Genomic DNA, 18,140 nt, shown 5'->3' on the forward strand with positions numbered 1-18,140 from the left:
AGTGGGCCGCCGCCGTCATGCCCGGAGCAGCCTTCCCTACCGGACCGGGGCGGGAGCCCCCAGGCGCCCGTCCACCATCTCGGCGACGCTGTCGCAGTAGCCGAGGACGTCGTGGTCGTGGGTCACCATGACAGTTGCCACGCCATGCTCGCGGCTTTGCCGGGCCAGCAGTTCCACAACTTCGCGGCTGCGCGCCCGGTCCAGGGCGGCGGTGGGCTCATCCACGAGGAGGAGTTTCGCCCCGGTGACGAGTGCCCGCGCGATGCCGACGCGCTGCCGCTCGCCACCGGAAAGCTCTGCGGGGCGGTTTCCGGCACGGTGGGCCATGCCCACGGATTCGAGCAGTGTGGCCGGGTCGAAGCTCTTGGGGCCTCCTGCAAGCCTGTTGACCAGGCGAAGCTGGTCGGCCGCGGTCAGTGCCGGGATGAGGTTGCCGGACTGGAAAACAAAGCCAATGTTTGCCAGCCGGAATGCAGCACGTTTGCCTTGGCTCAACCGGGAAAGGTCCTGGCCGTTGACGCTGACGGTCCCCGAATCAGGGGAGGCCAGGGCGCCGGCTACGGCAAGCAGTGATGATTTGCCGGAACCGGACGGCCCCACGATGGCCAGGAATTCCCCGGCGGCAACGTCCAGGTTCACCTCATCCAGGGCCGTGACCTTTGTGTCGCCGTCGCCGAGTTCCATGACCGCATGGCGGATGGACAGGCCGGCGGCCAGGGGTGCGTCGCCGCGGCGTTCTGCTGCAGCAGCGGGTGCGGGGTTGGTCATCGCTGTCCTCCAAGGGCGTTGAGCGGGTCGATGCGGGAAATGCGGATCACGGCCACGGCGGCGCCCATCAGGCCCAGGCCGATGGTGAGCGCCGTGGCAGCAGCGATCGGTTCGGCCTCCAGGGCGAAGGGCATGGCGTCCGGCATGGCGGCGCCCAGTCCCAGGCCGGCGGCCACCCCGAGGGCGGTGAATCCCACCAGCAGGATGGCGGCCTGGGCCAAACCGTCCCGCAGCAGGTAGCCGGTGGAGGCGCCGATGGCCCGCAGCACGGAGATCTCGTGTTTGCGCTGGATGGTCCAGACGGTGAAGAACGCTCCCACCACCAGGGCGCAGATCGCGTAGAGGAACACCTGGATCATGCTTAGGGTCATGGTCTCGGCCTCGTAGCCGGGTGAGGCGTTGAAGGCGGCGGACAAAGACTTGCTGGAGGTGCCGGCGGCGGCGTCACCTGCGGCGAGGTCCAGCGTGGCACCGGGGTCCGCCTGGATTGCCACGACACTCGCGGTATCGAAGCTGAGCGCGGACAGTTGCGCGTCGTTTGGCGCTCCGGGGCTTGCCTGGCCTGAGGCGATCAGCTGCCATGTTTTCAGCGGCAGGTAAGCCACGTCGACGTGCCCGAACGTGGATTGGCCTTCCGTGAAGCCCACAACCTTGAGCTTGGTTCCGATCCGGTCCAGCGTCACCACGGTGCCGAGGTCGATTCCTTCCGCTTTGGCGGTCGACGACACCACGATGCCGTCCTTGTCTCCGAGCGGCGCGCCTGCGGAGCGGGCGGGTTCCAGGAAGGACCCTGGCTCGACGCCGAACAGCGTGAGGTCGATCTGCTTTCCAGACCCGGTGGTGGCGTTTGCCATGCCGACGCCCATCTTCTCCGCAGCAGCCACGCCCTGGATGCCCTGCCAGGCGGTGAGCTGCTGGTCGTCGATCACTGACCGGGAGAAGGCGTTGTCCGTTTTGGTGCCGTGGTCAAAGGCGAACGCGGTCACGGGCATCGATTTGAGGCCGGACACGCCGTCGTTGACGAGGCCCGAAGACAGGCCGGAGAGCATCACCATCAACACGGCGATGAGGGCAATGACACCGCCCATCAGGCTGAAGCGGCCACGCGCGAACATCAGTTCGCGGAGTGCAAGAAACATGGTGTGGTTCCTAGTGTGGGGGTTAGTGGGACAGATCCTGACATGCTGTCGGCATGATTCTGACAGCATGTCAGGAAGAGTGGGATGTTTCAAATTACGTTCCTGGATTCCGGCGCAGGGCCGCGGGGCCTCCCTTAGGGTGGCGGTATGACTGCCGGCCAACCCTTGCGCCTCGTTCTGCCCCACCAGCTCTTCGAGCAGCAGTGGGAAGGGGCTGACCAGGGAACGGTCTATGTGCTCATAGAGCACGACCTTTACTTCCGGCAATACTCGTTCCACGCCCACAAGCTGGTCCTGCACCGGGCATCCATGGCCGGATTTGCCCGCCGCCTGCGTGGCCTGGGCCACGACGTGGTTGTGCTTCCCAGCGACCGGACCCGGGCGTCGAGGGTCCAGTTGGCGGACCTCGTCCGGCAGCGCCGCCCCCGGAAGGTGACCTGGTTCGACGTCGTCGATGACTGGCTTGAGCGCGACCTGACCGCAGGGCTGGCCGATGCAGGCTATGCGATGCAGGGCGGGGACGTATTGGAAAGTCCGAACTTCCTCACATCCCGTGCGCAAATCCAGGATTGGTTCGCGAACAATCCCGCCCGGATGCATGACTTCTACGTATGGCAGCGCCGGCGGCTGGATGTCCTGATGGACGGGGGCGGTCCGGTGGGTGGAAAGTGGTCCTTCGACGCCGACAACCGAAAGAAGTTGCCCCGCGGCTACGCCCCTCCCACCGTCAGCAGGTTCAGGGGGCACCATGCCCTTCGGCAGGACGGGATGTTCCAGCTGGATGGACTGGGGGAGGCGTCGGGGCCAAACGGACGTGAAACCTCCGAAGATGCCGCGCGAGACGTTGAATCCGCAATCTCCTGGGTTGCGGCGGAGTTTCCGGATGCCCCCGGTGACCCCCACCTTTTCGCATGGCCGACCACCCCCGAAGAGGCGCGCCAACACCTCCAGGAGTTCGTGGATGAAAGGCTCGATGGTTTTGGTCCCTATGAGGACGCCATTTCGGCCGCGCATCCATTCATCAACCATGGACTGCTGACGCCGGCGCTGAACATTGGCCTGCTGAATCCGGCGGAAGTTGTGCATGCCGTCCTGGACAGCGCGGATGAGGGCACTCCGCTGGCCTCCCTCGAAGGCTTCGTGCGGCAGGTCATTGGCTGGCGGGAGTACATGCGCGCCACGTACCTGCTGCGCGGCCGCCGGATGCGCACCGCCAACCTGCTTAACCACCGGAACCAGCTGGGTGCAGGCTGGTGGGATGCAACGACTGGTCTGGCGCCGGTGGACCTGGTGGTCTCCCGGGTGCTTACCACCGGCTACGCGCACCATATCGAACGGCTCATGGTGCTGGGCAACGCCATGTCCCTGCTGCGGATCCATCCTGATGACGTCTACGAGTGGTTCATGGAGATGTTCATCGACGCCTACGACTGGGTGATGGTTCCCAACGTCTACGCCATGAGCCAGTTCGCTGCCGGGGCTGACATCACCACCAAGCCGTACGTGTCCGGCAGCAACTACCTGCGGAAGATGTCCGACCTGCCGGCGGGGGAGTGGACCGCCGACTGGGACGGGCTGTACTGGACCTATGTTGAGGACCACCGCCCGGTCTTCGAGCGGAACCCGCGCTCGCGGATGATTGCGTCCCTGGTGGACCGGATGGATCCCGGAGTGCGGGACGGGCATCGGCGCAGGGCCCGCGACCTGCTCAGCCGTCCTGGGGCGCACCGCCTGGCGCAGGCTCCCCCCTGCGACCCGGAGGGGGACCCGGATTCGGCTGCCGGGCAGCGGCACCAAGTATCCTGAATTTGTAGGGCGTGATCGAAGCGGCCCCAGTCCCCTCCGGAGAGGGAAAACCACAAGGAGGCGGCATGCCGGTCCGGCGTCTGATGCAATTGATCATCGCCGCGTTGGCGGCTGCCCTGGTTCTTTCCGGCTGTTCGGGTGGCAGTGCCCCGTCCGTGGTGGTGGGGGAGGCGAAGCGCGGAGGCAGCGTTACCGTGGCCGAAGTCAACGCCTTCTCCTCCCTCAATCCCTACAGTGCCAATGGCAATACCGACATCAATTCGAAAATCGGCGCCATCACGCACTCGGGATTCTTTTATCTTGACGACAGTTCCAGGGTTGTCCGCAACGACAAGTTCGGCCGCTTCGAGAAGGTCTCGGACCAGCCCCTCAAGGTCAAATACACCGTCAACGAGGGCGTGAAGTGGTCCGATGGAGCGCCGATCGGAGCTGCCGACCTGCTGCTCAGCTGGGCGGCCGGATCGGGCTACTTCGACGACATCGACCCGGCGAAGGAAACGGGGACCAAGTATTTCTCGGTTGCCTCCGACACCACCGGCCTGGCGGGCACCCTGTTCCCGGAACTCGGCTCGGACGGCCGTTCCATCACCATTGAGTACGCAGCGCCATACGCTGACTGGGAAGTGGCGTTCGACGTCGGACTGCCGGCCCATGTCGTCGCCGCCAAAACCGGACTCAACGATGAGGAAGACCTCGTCAAGCTACTCCAGGACACGCCGCGCGGGAACGCGGACAAGCCGGCGCCGCACCCGGCCCTCAAAAAGGTCAGCGACTTCTGGAACACCGGATTCGACACGAAAACCGTTCCCGATGATCCAGCGCTTTACCTGTCCAGCGGACCCTACATTATCCGGGACATCGTTCCGGAAGTCTCGATGAAACTGGTCCGGAACCGGGATTACGTCTGGGGTCCGGAACCATGGCTGGACGAAATCAATGTCAGGTTTACAGGTTCGGTGCCGGCGGCTGTTGATGCCCTTCGCAGCGGCCAGGCGGACATCATTTCACCTCAGCCCTCGGCCGCCACGGACAACCTCCTCACCGGCCTGTCAGCCCAGGGAATCACCGTTGAACGGTTCAAACAGTCCGGCTACGACCACCTGGACCTGAGCTTCACCGGGACGTTCGCCGACAAGGACGTCAGGGAAGCGTTCCTCAAAACCGTTCCGCGGCAGGCCATTGTGGATGCCGTCGTGGGAAGCCAGGCGACGGACAGCAAGCCCCTGGACTCCCAGGTGTTCCTGCCGGGACAGCCAAAGTACGACGAGACCGTGAAAAACAACGGATCCTCGGACTACGCCAAAGTGGACATCGACGGCGCAAAGAAGCTCCTCAAGAACGCCACCCCCAGCGTCCGCATCCTGTACAACCGGGACAACCCCAACAGGGCCAAAGCCTTCAACCTGATCCGCGACTCGGCAGCGCTGGCCGGATTCCGTGTCACCGACGGCGGGCAGGGCAGCGCGGACTGGGCCGCAGCCTTGAGCCGTGGTGGCTATGACGCCTCCCTGTCAGGGTGGATCGGGACTGAGGCCGGCGTCAGCAGGGTGCCGCAGATCTTCCGCACCGGGGCCGGCAGCAACTTCACGGGATATTCCAACGGCGACGCAGACAAGATCATGGAGCAGCTGGCAGTAACCACTGACCTGGGCAAACAGGATGAGCTCCTGGCCGAGATCGACAAGCACATCTGGGAGGACGCCTACGGCCTTCCGCTCTATCAAACCCCGGGAACAACGGCCTTCACCTCCAGGGTGGCCGGCGTGAAGACCAGCCCTGGTCCGCTCGGCGTGTGGTGGAACGTTGCGCAGTGGCGGCTGTCCTAGCTGCAGCCGGGCAGCGTTTCGGGCCGATGAGCCTTGGCGGCCCCGATTCGCCGAACAGCTTACCGGCGAGTAGCATGTGACGTGCCTAACTACCGCCTCCGTCCGGGGCATTGAAAAGCTGCCGGTCACGGTTTGGCAACGGAGTACCAATATCTGGACTTCGTGCGGTTAGGCTAACTCGTATTGTGTAGGTCTCGTCACAGCAGTGCGCTGCGTCCGGCCTGCGGGGAAGCACAAGATTCCCCTATACATCTCTCCCACAACTCATAGGAGGCGGAATGCGTTTTACGCGCACTTCCAAAGCATTGGGCATCGTGGCAATCGCCGCGCTTGCCCTGACCGGGTGCGGCGCCGGCGGCGGCGGCAACACTGACGGGGCCAGCAACGCTGCCGGCGATCCGAACAAGGTCATCACCGCCTACAGCAACGAACCACAAAACCCGTTGCTGCCGGCAAACACCAACGAAGTGTATGGCGGCCGCGTGGTCGAGCTTCTCTTCGAAGGCCTGCGCACGTACGACGCCAGCGGCAAGCCGGTCAACGCCCTCGCCGAGTCCATCGATTCCTCTGACGCCCAGAACTGGACCATCAAGGTCAAGCAGGGCCAGAAGTTCACCAACGGTGAAGCAATCACGGCCAAGACCTTCGTCGATTCCTGGAACTTCGCCGCCAACTCCAAGAACCTGCAGAACAACGGATTCTTCTTCGAGTCCATCGACGGTTACGAAGACGTCTCGGCAGTGAACTCGGAAAAGGGTGCTGACGGCAAGACCACCACCACCCCCGCCCCCAAGGCCGAGACCATGTCCGGCCTGAAGGCAACCGATGACTCCACCATCACGGTCAAGCTTGCACAGCCTGAGGCCGACTGGTCCCTGCGCCTTGGCTACTCCGCCTTCTTCCCGCTTCCGTCCGCAGCGCTGACCGATCCCAAGACCTTCGGTGAGAACCCCGTCGGCAACGGTCCGTACAAGTTCGAGAAGCAGGGCTCCTGGGTCCACGACCAGTCCATCTCCCTGGTGAAGAACGCCGATTACAAGGGACCGCGCGAGGCCAAGAATGGCGGCGTGACCTTCAAGTTCTACACTGACCCGGGCCCCGCATACACGGACCTGCAGTCGGACAACCTGGACATCACCGACGTCCTGCCGTCCAACGCCCTGAAGACCTACGTCTCCGACTTCCCGGACCGCAACTCCACCAAGCCGGTTGCCACCAACTCCACGCTGAACATCCCGCCGTACAACCCCAACTTCCAGGGTGAAGCCGGCAAGCTCCGCCGCCAGGCACTGTCCTACGCCATCAACCGCGAGGAAATCGCCAAGGTGGTCTTCAACGGCACCCGTACGCCGGCCAAGGCATTCGTTCCGCCGGTCATCGACGGGTTCAAGGAAGGCCTCAAGGGCAGCGAAGTCCTGAAGTTCGACGCCGCCAAGGCCAAGGACCTCTGGGCACAGGCTGAAAAGATCCAGCCGTACGACGGCTCCAAGCCGCTCCAGATCGCCTCCAACACTGACGGCGGCAACAAGGAATGGATCGACGCCGTAGCCAACGGCTTCAAGAACAACCTCGGCATCCAGGCTGAAATCCAGCCCTTCGCCAAGTTCGCTGAAGTCCTGAACCTCCGCAAGTCCCAGCAGCTGCCCGGCCTGACCCGCGCGGGCTGGCAGGGTGACTACCCGTCCCTCTACAACTTCCTGGGACCGGTCTGGGCCACCAACGCCTCCTCCAACTACGAGAAGTACTCGAACCCCGAGTTCGACAAGCTCCTCAAGGACGGCCTGGCTGCCAAGAGCACGGACGAGGCCAACGACAAGTTCAACCAGGCACAGGAAGTCCTGTTCCAGGACCTGCCCGGCCTGCCGCTCTGGGATCAGGCACGACCGATCGTCTGGAGCAACAACATCGTCAAGGCCGAGACCGGCTGGAACGGTGGCATCCTGTACTACGGCATCACCGCCAAGTAGTCACCAGATCTAACTTGCCGTAAGGCTGATGGGGGTTCCGGTTCCGTCCGGGCCCCCATTGGCCTGCAAGCGGCAGGAAGGCAATCATGAACGCGTTTTCCCCTTTACCGGAAGGCAGGTGATCCTGTGACCCGGTTTATCCTGCGCCGACTTCTCCAGGTGATCCCTGTTTTCCTCGGCACGACCCTGTTGGTGTACTACATGGTGTTCGCCCTGCCCGGCGATCCCATCGCCGCACTGTTCGGCGACCGCCAGCCCCCGCAAGCCGTCATTGACACCCTGCGGAGCCAGTACCACCTGGACCAGCCCTTCTGGGTCCAGTACGGCCTCTTCCTCAAGAACCTCTTCACCTTCAACCTGGGCAACGACTTCACCGGCCAGCCCATCGCGGCCAGCCTTGCCCGCGTCTTCCCGGTAACTGCGATGCTGGCCATCGAGGCGCTGGCCATCCAGGCTGTCTTCGGTGTCGCATTCGGCGTCTTCGCCGGCCTGCGGCGCGGTGGCTGGTTCGATTCCACCGTCCTGGTGGCCTCCCTGGTGGTCATCGCCGTCCCTACCTTCGTCCTGGGCTTCGTCTTCCAGCTCGTTTTCGGCGTACAGCTTGGCTGGGCCAAACCCACCGTCGGCGCGAACGCCAACTGGGGCACCCTGCTGTTGCCGGCAGTAGTCCTGGGCCTGGTTTCCTTCGCCTACGTCCTCCGCCTGACCCGGGCCTCGGTCAGCGAAAACATGAACGCGGACTATGTCCGGACCGCTACCGCCAAGGGCCTTTCCCGGCCGCGGGTGGTCATGGCCCACATCCTGCGAAATTCGCTGATCCCCGTGGTGACCTACCTCGGCGCCAACCTTGGCGGCCTGATGGGTGGCGCCATTGTCACAGAGGGCATCTTCAACGTTCCCGGCGTGGGCAACAAGCTCTACCAGGCTGTCCTCCGCAGTGAAGGACCCACCATCGTCTCCATCGTCAGCGTGCTGGTGCTGGTGTTCGTGGTGGCCAACCTGCTTGTCGATCTCCTGTACGCCTGGCTTGACCCGAGGATCCGCTATGACCAGTAATAACAGCCACTTCGTGGCCCCCATCGACGAGACACCGCTGCAGGCGACGGACTCCGTCAAGACTGACCAGGCCCCCCTCAGCCTGTGGGCAGATGCATGGCGCAAGCTCCGCCGTCGTCCGCTCTTCATCATTTCGGCACTGCTGATCCTTGCCCTGATCGTGATCGCGCTGTTCCCGGGCCTGTTCACGTCCACGCCGCCCAACGACGGCTGCGATCTTGCCAACTCCGAAGGTTCCCCCACGGCCGGACACCCGTTCGGCTTCACATTCCAGGGCTGCGACATCTACTCCAGGGTCATCCACGGTACCCAGGCGTCCCTCTCCGTGGGCCTGCTTTCGGTGCTGTGCGTGCTGGTCATCGGCGTGACCCTCGGTGCCCTCGCCGGGTACTACGGCGGTTGGATCGATGCCGTCCTGGCCCGCCTGGGCGATATCTTCTTTGCCCTGCCGCTGGTCCTGGGCGCCCTGGTGATCACGCAGCTTCCCCTGTTCCGGGAGAACAAAAGCGTGTGGACGGTGGTGTTTGTCATCTCGCTCCTGGCGTGGCCGCAGATGGCCCGCATCACCCGTGGCGCGGTCATCGAGGTACGGAACGCTGACTTCGTCACCGCCGCCCGTGCCCTGGGCGTGTCCAAGTTCGGCGCGTTGATCCGCCACGTCCTTCCGAACGCCCTCGCCCCGATCATCGTCCTGGCGACGCTGGAGCTGGGCGTGTTCATCGTGGCCGAGGCCACCTTGTCCTTCCTGGGCATCGGCCTGCCGCAGAGCATCATGTCCTGGGGCAATGACATTGCCGGGGCGCAGGCATCCATCAGGACCCGGCCGGAAATCATGCTCTACCCGGCCGCGGCGCTGTCCATTACGGTGCTGAGCTTCATCATGCTGGGCGACGCCGTGCGCGACGCCCTGGACCCGAAGAGCCGTCAGCGATGAGAGATAACGAGATGACCAGTCCAGACGTCCGTATTGACGAGTCCGGTGCAACCGGTGTCAGGCCGCTGCTCGAAATCCGCGACCTCGCCATCACCTTCAAGACCGGCGGCGGTGAGGTCCAGGCGGTGCGGAACGCACACCTGACCATCATGCCCGGCGAAACCGTAGCCATCGTGGGTGAGTCGGGCTCCGGCAAGTCGACCACCGCCCTGGCCGCCATCGGCCTGCTGCCCAACAACGGCAAGGTGTCAGGCGGCCAGATCCTGCTGGACGGCGAGGACATCGCCCATGCCAGCGAGCAGCGCATGATCGAGCTGCGCGGCAACACCATCGGCATGGTCCCGCAGGACCCCATGTCCAACCTGAACCCCGTGTGGAAGATCGGTTACCAGGTCCGGGAAACGCTGAAGGCGAACGGCAGGCCCAGCGGTCCGGACGACATCGCCAAGGTGCTGTCACAGGCAGGCCTGCCGGACGCCAAGCGCCGGGCCGGCCAGTACCCGCACGAGTTCTCCGGCGGCATGCGCCAGCGCGCGCTGATCGCCATTGGCCTCTCCTGCCAGCCGCGCCTGCTGATTGCGGACGAGCCGACGTCGGCCCTCGACGTCACCGTCCAGCGGCAGATCCTGGACCACCTGGAGACCATGACCAAAGAGCTGGGCACCTCGGTGTTGCTTATCACCCACGACCTTGGCCTCGCTGCCGAGCGTGCGGACAAAGTGGTGGTCATGTACCAGGGCCGCGTCGTTGAAGCGGGCCCGTCGCTGGAACTCTTGCGCAATCCCCAGCACCCGTACACCAAGCGGCTCGTCGAGTCCGCGCCCTCCCTTGCCAGCCGCCGCATCCAGGTGGCCAAGGAACAGGGCGTGGAAACCACGGACCTGCTCGCACCTGCTGCTGAAACGGTAAAGCCGGAGACGTTCCTGCAGATCCAGGACCTGCGGAAGGTCTACAAGCTCCGCTCAGGGCTGGGCAAGGCCACGGACTTCGCGGCCGTTGACGGCGTAAGCTTCGACGTCCGGCGGGGAACCACGACGGCGATCGTGGGGGAGTCGGGCTCCGGCAAGTCCACGGTGGCCAAGATGGTCCTCCAGCTTGAGAAGCCAACCGACGGCAGGATCCTTTTCGACGGCGTCGATACCTCTGCCCTGAAGCCGGCCGAACTGTTCAAGTTCCGCCGGCGCGTGCAGCCGATCTTCCAGGACCCGTACGGCTCCCTCGATCCGATGTACAACATCTACCGCACCATCGAGGAGCCGCTGCGGGTCCACAAGATCGGTGACCAGGCCAGCCGGGAGAAGAAGGTCCGGACCCTCCTGGACCAGGTGGCCCTGCCCCAGTCCGCCATGCAGCGGTACCCCAACGAGCTGTCCGGCGGCCAGCGGCAGCGCGTCGCCATTGCGCGGGCGCTGGCGCTGGATCCGGAGGTCATCATCTGTGATGAGGCCGTTTCCGCGCTGGATGTGCTGGTGCAGGCACAGGTGCTGAACCTGCTTGCCGACCTGCAGGCCAACCTGGGCCTGACGTACTTGTTCATCACGCACGACCTTGCCGTAGTGCGGCAGATCGCCGACCACGTGTGCGTGATGGAGAAGGGCCGCCTGGTGGAGACCGGCTCCACGGACGAGGTCTTCGAAGCGCCCAAGCAGGAGTACACCAAGGCCCTGCTCAACGCCATCCCCGGCGCGAAGCTCATGCTTCCGCCCGAGGTGGCGTAGCGGGAGTAGTCCATATATAGAAGGCTGGGGCCGGGATCTCTGGATCCCGGCTCCAGCCTTTTGGTTTGCCTGCGGCATTCTCCGGGCGGCGTTGCCATCCGGGTCCGCCGGTCAGTCCTGGAAGGTGTCTCCGCCGGCAGGTACGGCAGCGAGGACGCCCCGCTCCGCTGCAGGTTTCCTGTCCAGTCCAAGTTCGCGCAGCCTGCGTCCAAGAATTTCGCCGAGGGCCGCGCGGCCCCCTGGGTTCATGTGCACCGCATCGGCAAGGTCCTTTGCCAGCCCGTACTTGGTTAGCCAATCACCGGTGGAGATGAATGGCAGTCCCTTGGCTGACGCCACTGCACCGAGCAGGGCGTCCACTTCGCTCCGGCGGCCGCCGCCGTCGTTCGCCCCCCGGGCCAGGGTGCCGATCATCGCCAGCCGGGTGCCCGGATACCGGCTCCGCAGTTCAGTGATCAGCCGTTCGGCGTTGTGCGCGATCAGTGCGTTGCTTGCGCCACTCCCGGCGTCGTTGCCGCCGCCTTCCACCACAATCAGGGCGGGAGTACCGGCGGGGAGCAGCCAGTCACCCCGCTGCAGGGCGTCCACATAATTGCCCGTGGCGCCGTTCGCGGCAACGTATCCTGTGCCGCCCCGGCCGCAGAAGTACACGTTGTATCCGGCGGCGGCGAGGCCCAGGCGGGGCCAGCCGTCCAAGGGTTCCGACTGCGAATCGCCGATCAGCAGCACTGTCCTGCCCACATCCGGCAGGACAGCTTCAAGCCGTCCGTTGGCGGGATTCAGGGTCTGGGCAGTGGCCGCCACCGCCAGTTTCGCACCACTTGGAGTAACGGCAGCCTGCGCGCCGGCGGCCTGGCCGGAGGCCGCCCGTGACAAGGTGCTGCCGGCGGCACCTGCGGAAAGTCCGTGCCCTGCTGAGTCCACGACACCCGGTACCAGCACCAGCCCGGCCACCACTGCGGCCACCGCCCACGCGGCACCGCGCGTAGTTCCGGCCTTGGCAGGGGGCATCGTTGTCTCCGGCGTGTTTAAGCGATGGGCGGTATGTCACAGACATCATGCCACGCACGCGCCGCTTGCCGTGAACTTGGTCACATTCCGTGCCGGTGATCCCTGATGGCGGCCTATCCAGCGGCCGTCCCCTCCGCCGGAATTTAGGCCAACAAATGGCTCAGCGGCTAGAATAGAGGAAGGAGCCCTGTGCCAAGGGCCTTGTCCGTCGTGCGTTCCGGTTGGAAATGTCGCGATACCTCAGCTGACTTCACCACTGAATCGAGCAATAACGCATGTCTGAAACCTCCACCAACACTGCGGTAGCCACTGCATCGCGCAGTGACCTGCGCAACGTAGCGATCGTGGCCCACGTTGACCACGGCAAGACCACCCTGGTCGACGCCATGCTCAAGCAGACCCATTCCTTTGCCGAGCACAACCACGTAGAAGACCGCGTCATGGACTCCGGCGACCTGGAGCGCGAAAAGGGCATCACCATCCTGGCGAAGAACACCACCGTCGCCTACAACGGTCCGTCCTCCAATGGCGAGACCATCACCATCAACGTCATCGACACCCCCGGCCACGCCGACTTCGGTGGCGAGGTCGAGCGCGGCCTGTCCATGGTCGACGGCGTCGTCCTGCTCGTCGATGCCTCTGAGGGCCCGCTGCCCCAGACCCGCTTCGTGCTGCGCAAGGCCCTCGCCGCGCACCTGCCCGTGATCCTGCTGGTCAACAAGACCGACCGCCCCGACGCGCGGATCGAAGAGGTCGTGCACGAGTCCATGGACCTGCTCCTCGGCCTCGCCTCCGACCTGGCCGACGAGGTCCCCGACCTTGACCTGGACAAGATCCTCGAGGTCCCCGTGGTGTACGCCGCCGCGAAGGTCGGCCGCGCCTCCCTTGAGCAGCCCGCTGACGGCACCGCTCCGGAGAACGAGGACCTTGAGCCGCTGTTCAAGACCATCATCGAGCACATCCCGGCTCCGACGTACAATCCGGAGGGTGTGCTCCAGGCGCACGTCACCAACCTCGACGCCTCCCCGTTCCTTGGCCGCCTGGCCCTGCTGCGTATCTACAACGGCACCCTGCGCAAGGGCCAGACCGTGGCCTGGGCCCGCGCCAACGGCGAACTGAAGAACGTCAAGATCACCGAACTGCTCGCCACCAAGGCCCTTGAGCGCGTCTCGGCCGAGTCCGCTGGCCCCGGCGAGATTGTCGCCGTCGCCGGCATCGAGGAGATCACCATCGGTGAAACCCTGACCGACGCCGAAAACCCGCAGCCGCTGCCGCTGATCACCGTGGACGATCCCGCGATCTCCATGACCATCGGTATCAACACCTCTCCGCTGGCCGGCAAGGTCAAGGGCGCCAAGGTTACTGCCCGCCAGGTCAAGGACCGCCTTGACAAGGAACTGATCGGTAACGTCTCCATCAAGGTCCTGCCCACCGAGCGTCCCGACGCCTGGGAAGTCCAGGGCCGCGGCGAGCTCGCCCTCGCCATCCTGGTGGAGCAGATGCGCCGCGAAGGCTTCGAGCTGACCGTGGGCAAGCCGCAGGTTGTCACCAAGACCGTCGACGGCAAGATCCACGAGCCCATGGAGCACATGACCATTGACGTACCCGAGGAGTACCTCGGCGCCGTCACCCAGCTCATGGCTGCCCGCAAGGGCCGCATGACCAACATGGCCAACCACGGTACCGGCTGGTGCCGCATGGAATTCATCGTTCCGGCCCGTGGCCTGATCGGTTTCCGTACGCGGTTCCTCACCGACACCCGCGGTGCCGGCATCGCAGCCTCCATCTCCGAAGGCTATGAGCCGTGGGCCGGCCCCATCGAGTACCGCACCAACGGTTCGATGATCGCCGACCGTGCCGGTGTTGTGACCCCGTTCGCCATGATCAACCTGCAGGAACGCGGCTCCTTCTTCGTGAAGCCCACGTCCGAGGTTTACGAGGGCATGATCGTGGGCGAGAACTCCCGCGCCGACGACATGGACGTCAACATCACCAAGGAAAAGAAGCTCACCAACATGCGTGCCGCTTCCTCGGACACCTTCGAGAACCTGACCCCGCCGCGCGACCTCACGCTTGAAGAGTCGCTGGAATTCGCCCGTGAGGACGAGTGCGTGGAGGTCACGCCGGAGGCCATCCGCATCCGCAAGGTCATCCTGGACACCAACGAGCGCGCCAAGGCCAACCGCGCCCGCGCCAAGGCCTAGTAACTCCACAGGTCAACAGAACGCCACCGGTATTTACCGGTGGCGTTCTGCGTTAAGGAGCATGCGGCGCACGTGCGCGGTGGCTTGTGATGCAGGGGCAGTTACAGCGAAGCGGGAGCTGCCATCAGTGCGTGGCGGGGCTGCGGCGTGGGGGAGCGGGCGGTACTTCCTTGGCGGCCACCACCAGGTCCAAGGGAATGACGACGTCGGCCCGGCGGGTGCGGACGGTACAGGAACCGGCGTCGCACGCCAGCAGGTGGCCCAGGGCGTCCGTGAGGCCGCCGTCGATCCGGTACCGCACCACTACCCGGATCCCGGGCTCAGCCTGGGCAAGGAATCGGGCGGGGGCAGGCGCTGGCAGACTCACCAGTTCATACTAGGCCGCCGGCTAGGTTAGCGGGAACGGGCTGGGAGATAATAGGCTCAGATGTCAATAGTCCGGCCTCGCTGCCGGATGCAAGAGCCGGCGGGGAAGCCGGAACCCAACGTGGAGAGGCCAGGGACGTGACGTACGTAATCGCGCAGCCGTGTGTGGATGTTAAGGACAAGGCATGCATTGAGGAGTGCCCGGTCGACTGCATCTATGAGGGCGAGCGTTCGCTGTACATCCATCCGGACGAGTGCGTCGACTGCGGCGCCTGCGAGCCGGTGTGCCCGGTGGAGGCCATCTACTACGAGGATGACACCCCGGAGGAGTGGGCCGACTACTACAAGGCCAACGTCGAGTTCTTCGACGACCTCGGCTCCCCGGGTGGCGCGGCGAAGATCGGCAACACGGGCAAGGACCACCCGATGATCGCCGCCCTGCCGCCGCAGAACCAAGACCACTGACGCGGACGGAAGACGTGACCGCTGCAGTGAACTCGTTTGGCCTGAACCTGCCCGACTACCCGTGGGAGGCCATGGCACCCTACGTGGCCAAGGCATCGGAGTACCCCGGCGGGGCAGTCAACCTCTCCATCGGCACACCCGTGGATCCCACCCCCCAGTTGGTCCAGGACGCCCTGAAGGCCGCCGCCAACGCCCCCGGCTATCCCACCGTCCACGGCACCCCGGAGCTGCGGGAATCCATCGCCGGCTGGTTTGAACGCCGGCGCGGAGTAGCGGGCCTGGACCCGAGGAACATCATGCCGACTGTGGGCTCCAAGGAGCTCGTTGCGTGGCTGCCGCTGCTGCTGGGCCTGAAGCCCGGAGACGTCGTCGTACGCCCCAAGGTGGCGTACCCCACGTACGACATCGGCGCCACCCTTGCCGGGGCTACCTCGGTGGCCACGGACAACCTGGACGAACTCGACGACGCCACGCGGTCACGCGTGCGCCTCATCTGGGTCAACTCACCCGGCAACCCGACGGGCAGCGTCCGTGACGCGGAATCGCTGCGGGGCCTGGTGGTCCAGGCGCGTGAAATCGGCGCCGTGGTGGCATCGGACGAATGCTACGCGGAACTCGGCTGGGGCGATTGGGACATCCAGCGCGGCGGCCGGCGCGTTCCCAGCATCCTCGACCCCCACGTGGCCGGCGGCTCGCACCAGGGCCTGCTCGCCGTGTACTCGCTCAGCAAGCAGTCCAACCTGGCCGGGTACCGCGCAGCCTTCGTTGCCGGCGATCCGGACTTGATGCCCAACCTGGTCAACAGCCGCAAGCACGCGGGCATGATCGTTCCCTACCCGGTCCAGGAGGCCATGCGGGTTGCGATGGGTGATGACACCCACGTCGAGGCCCAGAAGGACCTGTACCGGGGCCGGCGCGAGCGGCTGGTTCCGGCGCTGCGGGACTTCGGCCTGGAGATCAAAGACTCCGACGCCGGCCTGTATCTGTGGTCGACGGCGGGGGAGGACACGTGGACCACGGTGGCCCGCCTTGCGGACCGCGGCATCGTGGTGGGCCCGGGGGTCTTCTACGGCGATGCCGGAAACGGCTACGTGCGCGTGGCCCTGACCGGTTCGGACGAACGGATCGATGCGGCTGTGGAACGTTTGGCCGGAACCAAGCCCTGACGGCAGGTAATATTCGTGTGACTCGCCCCACATCCAGCGCGTTTTGGGCGGGATCGGAAGCCTGCGAATTAGTGACACCCGCCAAGGAGCGGTACTTTTTAAGCTGACGATCAATGGTGGCTTTCTACAAGAAGGCAGCCCGGGTGTTGGAACCTGTCTTCTCAGGCTCGAGTGCGCGGCTCACCTGATGTTGGATCAAGCTTTCGACAGAGGCCGAAGACGCCTCATGAAGGGGACTCCATGACTGAGACCAACAATGCTGCGACCCTGCTCCACGCAGGCGGGGAGCTGAAGCTCCCGCGCATCCAGGTTGTTGAAGGGAACGAAGGTTACGACGTCTCCAAGCTGCTGAAGCAGACCGGTGCCGTCACCTTCGACCCCGGCTTCATGAACACCGCAGCAACCACGTCCGCCATCACCTACATCGATGGCGATGCCGGCATCCTGCGCTACCGCGGATACCCCATCGAGCAGCTGGCGCAGCATTCCAGCTTCCTCGAGGTTTCCTACCTGCTGATCTACGGCAACCTGCCCACGCCCACTGAGCTGGACGAGTTCGACCAGAAGATCCGGCGCCACACCCTGCTGCACGAGGAGCTCAAGGGCTTCTTCGGCGGCTTCCCCCGCGATGCGCACCCCATGCCGGTGCTGTCCTCGGCCGTGTCCGCGCTGTCCACGTTCTACCAGGACTCGCTGGACCCCTTCAACGCCGAGCAGGTGGAGGTTTCCACCATCCGCCTGATGGCCAAGCTGCCGGTCATTGCCGCCTACGCGCATAAGAAGTCCATCGGCCAGCCCATGCTGTACCCGGACAACTCCATGAACCTGGTGGAGAACTTCCTGCGCCTCAGCTTCGGTTTGCCCGCCGAGCAGTACGAGATGGACCCGGTCATCGTCAAGGCCCTGGACCTGCTCCTCATCCTGCACGCGGACCACGAGCAGAACTGCTCCACCTCCACGGTGCGCCTGGTGGGCTCCTCCAACGCGAACCTCTTCGCCTCCGTGTCGGCCGGCATCAACGCCCTGTTCGGTCCTGCCCACGGCGGTGCCAACGAGGCCGTGCTGAAGATGCTCCGCCAGATCCAGGCCGAGGGCCTCAAGCCCGAGGACTACATGGAGAAGGTCAAGAACAAGGAAGACGGCGTCCGCCTCATGGGCTTCGGGCACCGCGTCTACAAGAATTACGACCCGCGCGCCAAGATCGTCAAGGCCACGGCCCACGAGATCCTGAGCAAGCTCGGCGGCAATGACGAACTGCTGGACATCGCCATGCGCCTGGAGGAGAAGGCGCTGAGCGATGACTACTTCATCCAGCGCAAGCTCTACCCGAACGTGGACTTCTACACCGGCCTGATCTACAAGGCCATGGGTTTCCCCGAGAAGATGTTCACCGTGCTGTTCGCCATCGGTCGCCTCCCCGGCTGGATTGCCCAGTGGCGCGAAATGATCAGCGACCCGAACACCAAGATCGGCCGCCCGCGCCAGCTGTACATCGGTGAGCCGGAACGGGATTACCCCGCCCGCTGATTCCCCGCCCGCCAGGGACAGCACCAGCACTGACGACGACGGCCGCCCACCTTCCACAGGTGGGCGGCCGTTTCGCCTTAATCACCATCGATTGCTGCGTACTTGTCGTTTCGGGGCGGCGGATTCATACGATCATTGCAACGAAACCATGAAGGGGTGTTGCGATGCCGGCGGGGCACGTATTTGG

Annotated in this window: 14 protein-coding genes; 10 read left to right on the plus strand and 4 right to left on the minus strand. The window is 64.8% G+C overall.

What is annotated here, in order from left to right; all coding sequences use genetic code 11:
- Positions 1 to 36: 36 nt before the first annotated feature.
- Together HNO81_RS01805 and HNO81_RS01810 are read right to left on the minus strand one after the other, a co-directional pair.
- Positions 37 to 768 carry an ABC transporter ATP-binding protein gene (locus tag HNO81_RS01805; RefSeq protein ID WP_175316403.1) on the minus strand — a complete coding sequence of 244 codons (732 nt, stop codon included), beginning with the start codon at positions 766 to 768 and terminating at the stop codon, positions 37 to 39.
- Entirely contained in the window at positions 765 to 1,907 is a 1,143-nt protein-coding gene (locus HNO81_RS01810) for an ABC transporter permease (protein WP_175316404.1), read from the minus strand. The genes HNO81_RS01805 and HNO81_RS01810 overlap by 4 nt, the downstream gene beginning before the upstream one ends.
- A 147-nt stretch (positions 1,908 to 2,054) precedes the next feature.
- Between HNO81_RS01810 and HNO81_RS01815 the strand changes: the two genes are divergently transcribed.
- The 6 genes from HNO81_RS01815 to HNO81_RS01840 all read left to right on the plus strand — a co-directional run bounded on the left by HNO81_RS01815 (position 2,055) and on the right by HNO81_RS01840 (position 11,214).
- Positions 2,055 to 3,713 (plus strand): cryptochrome/photolyase family protein, encoded by a 1,659-nt coding sequence (locus tag HNO81_RS01815; RefSeq protein WP_175316405.1) that lies wholly within the window; start codon positions 2,055 to 2,057, stop codon positions 3,711 to 3,713.
- 65 nt (positions 3,714 to 3,778) lie between these two features.
- Positions 3,779 to 5,539 carry an ABC transporter family substrate-binding protein gene (locus tag HNO81_RS01820; RefSeq protein WP_175316406.1) on the plus strand — a complete coding sequence of 587 codons (1,761 nt, stop codon included), beginning with the start codon at positions 3,779 to 3,781 and terminating at the stop codon, positions 5,537 to 5,539.
- 278 nt (positions 5,540 to 5,817) lie between these two features.
- On the plus strand, positions 5,818 to 7,506 hold the full coding sequence (locus HNO81_RS01825; RefSeq protein ID WP_175316407.1) for an ABC transporter substrate-binding protein: 1,689 nt from the start codon (positions 5,818 to 5,820) through the stop codon (positions 7,504 to 7,506).
- A gap of 126 nt (positions 7,507 to 7,632) precedes the next feature.
- On the plus strand, positions 7,633 to 8,562 hold the full coding sequence (locus HNO81_RS01830) for an ABC transporter permease (protein ID WP_175316408.1): 930 nt from the start codon (positions 7,633 to 7,635) through the stop codon (positions 8,560 to 8,562).
- The gene (locus tag HNO81_RS01835) at positions 8,552 to 9,496 is read left to right on the plus strand and encodes an ABC transporter permease (protein WP_175316409.1); all 945 of its coding nucleotides are present in this window, start codon (positions 8,552 to 8,554) and stop codon (positions 9,494 to 9,496) included. The genes HNO81_RS01830 and HNO81_RS01835 overlap by 11 nt, the downstream gene beginning before the upstream one ends.
- Positions 9,497 to 9,507: 11 nt before the next feature.
- The gene (locus HNO81_RS01840; RefSeq protein ID WP_175316410.1) at positions 9,508 to 11,214 is read left to right on the plus strand and encodes an ABC transporter ATP-binding protein; all 1,707 of its coding nucleotides are present in this window, start codon (positions 9,508 to 9,510) and stop codon (positions 11,212 to 11,214) included.
- 111 nt (positions 11,215 to 11,325) lie between these two features.
- Here HNO81_RS01840 and HNO81_RS01845 read toward each other — a convergent pair whose 3' ends face one another.
- Entirely contained in the window at positions 11,326 to 12,225 is a 900-nt protein-coding gene (locus HNO81_RS01845; RefSeq protein ID WP_175316411.1) for an SGNH/GDSL hydrolase family protein, read from the minus strand.
- Between the two features lie 275 nt (positions 12,226 to 12,500).
- Between HNO81_RS01845 and typA the strand changes: the two genes are divergently transcribed.
- Positions 12,501 to 14,429: a translational GTPase TypA gene (typA, locus tag HNO81_RS01850; protein ID WP_175316412.1), complete on the plus strand. Its 1,929-nt coding sequence runs from the start codon at positions 12,501 to 12,503 to the stop codon at positions 14,427 to 14,429.
- Between the two features lie 124 nt (positions 14,430 to 14,553).
- Here the strand turns inward: typA and HNO81_RS01855 are convergent, their stop codons facing one another.
- On the minus strand, positions 14,554 to 14,796 hold the full coding sequence (locus tag HNO81_RS01855; protein ID WP_175316413.1) for a hypothetical protein: 243 nt from the start codon (positions 14,794 to 14,796) through the stop codon (positions 14,554 to 14,556).
- Positions 14,797 to 14,933: 137 nt separating this feature from the next.
- On the opposite strand from HNO81_RS01855, the gene fdxA reads away from it, so the two are divergent.
- From fdxA to HNO81_RS01870, 3 genes are all read left to right on the plus strand, one after another.
- Positions 14,934 to 15,260 carry a ferredoxin gene (gene fdxA / locus HNO81_RS01860; protein ID WP_013601705.1) on the plus strand — a complete coding sequence of 109 codons (327 nt, stop codon included), beginning with the start codon at positions 14,934 to 14,936 and terminating at the stop codon, positions 15,258 to 15,260.
- 14 nt (positions 15,261 to 15,274) lie between these two features.
- Positions 15,275 to 16,426, plus strand: coding sequence for a succinyldiaminopimelate transaminase (gene dapC, locus HNO81_RS01865; RefSeq protein WP_175316414.1), 1,152 nt, complete (start codon positions 15,275 to 15,277; stop codon positions 16,424 to 16,426).
- A 240-nt stretch (positions 16,427 to 16,666) separates the two neighbouring features.
- On the plus strand, positions 16,667 to 17,953 hold the full coding sequence (locus tag HNO81_RS01870) for a citrate synthase (RefSeq protein WP_175316415.1): 1,287 nt from the start codon (positions 16,667 to 16,669) through the stop codon (positions 17,951 to 17,953).
- The last annotated feature ends 187 nt before the right edge of the window (positions 17,954 to 18,140 follow it).

This window comes from Pseudarthrobacter sp. C4D7, from assembly GCF_013359725.1.
In the GTDB taxonomy this organism is placed as follows: domain Bacteria; phylum Actinomycetota; class Actinomycetes; order Actinomycetales; family Micrococcaceae; genus Arthrobacter.

What these genes read in the sequence shown, in the direction of transcription:
- HNO81_RS01805 (WP_175316403.1), bottom strand. Translation starts at nt 768, where the DNA reads ATGACCAACCCCGCACCCGCTGCTGCAGCAGAACGCCGCGGCGACGCA.
- HNO81_RS01810 (WP_175316404.1), bottom strand. Translation starts at nt 1,907, where the DNA reads ATGTTTCTTGCACTCCGCGAACTGATGTTCGCGCGTGGCCGCTTCAGC.
- HNO81_RS01815 (WP_175316405.1), top strand. Translation starts at nt 2,055, where the DNA reads ATGACTGCCGGCCAACCCTTGCGCCTCGTTCTGCCCCACCAGCTCTTC.
- HNO81_RS01820 (WP_175316406.1), top strand. Translation starts at nt 3,779, where the DNA reads ATGCCGGTCCGGCGTCTGATGCAATTGATCATCGCCGCGTTGGCGGCT.
- HNO81_RS01825 (WP_175316407.1), top strand. Translation starts at nt 5,818, where the DNA reads ATGCGTTTTACGCGCACTTCCAAAGCATTGGGCATCGTGGCAATCGCC.
- HNO81_RS01835 (WP_175316409.1), top strand. Translation starts at nt 8,552, where the DNA reads ATGACCAGTAATAACAGCCACTTCGTGGCCCCCATCGACGAGACACCG.
- HNO81_RS01840 (WP_175316410.1), top strand. Translation starts at nt 9,508, where the DNA reads ATGACCAGTCCAGACGTCCGTATTGACGAGTCCGGTGCAACCGGTGTC.
- HNO81_RS01845 (WP_175316411.1), bottom strand. Translation starts at nt 12,225, where the DNA reads ATGCCCCCTGCCAAGGCCGGAACTACGCGCGGTGCCGCGTGGGCGGTG.
- typA (WP_175316412.1), top strand. Translation starts at nt 12,501, where the DNA reads ATGTCTGAAACCTCCACCAACACTGCGGTAGCCACTGCATCGCGCAGT.
- HNO81_RS01870 (WP_175316415.1), top strand. Translation starts at nt 16,667, where the DNA reads ATGACTGAGACCAACAATGCTGCGACCCTGCTCCACGCAGGCGGGGAG.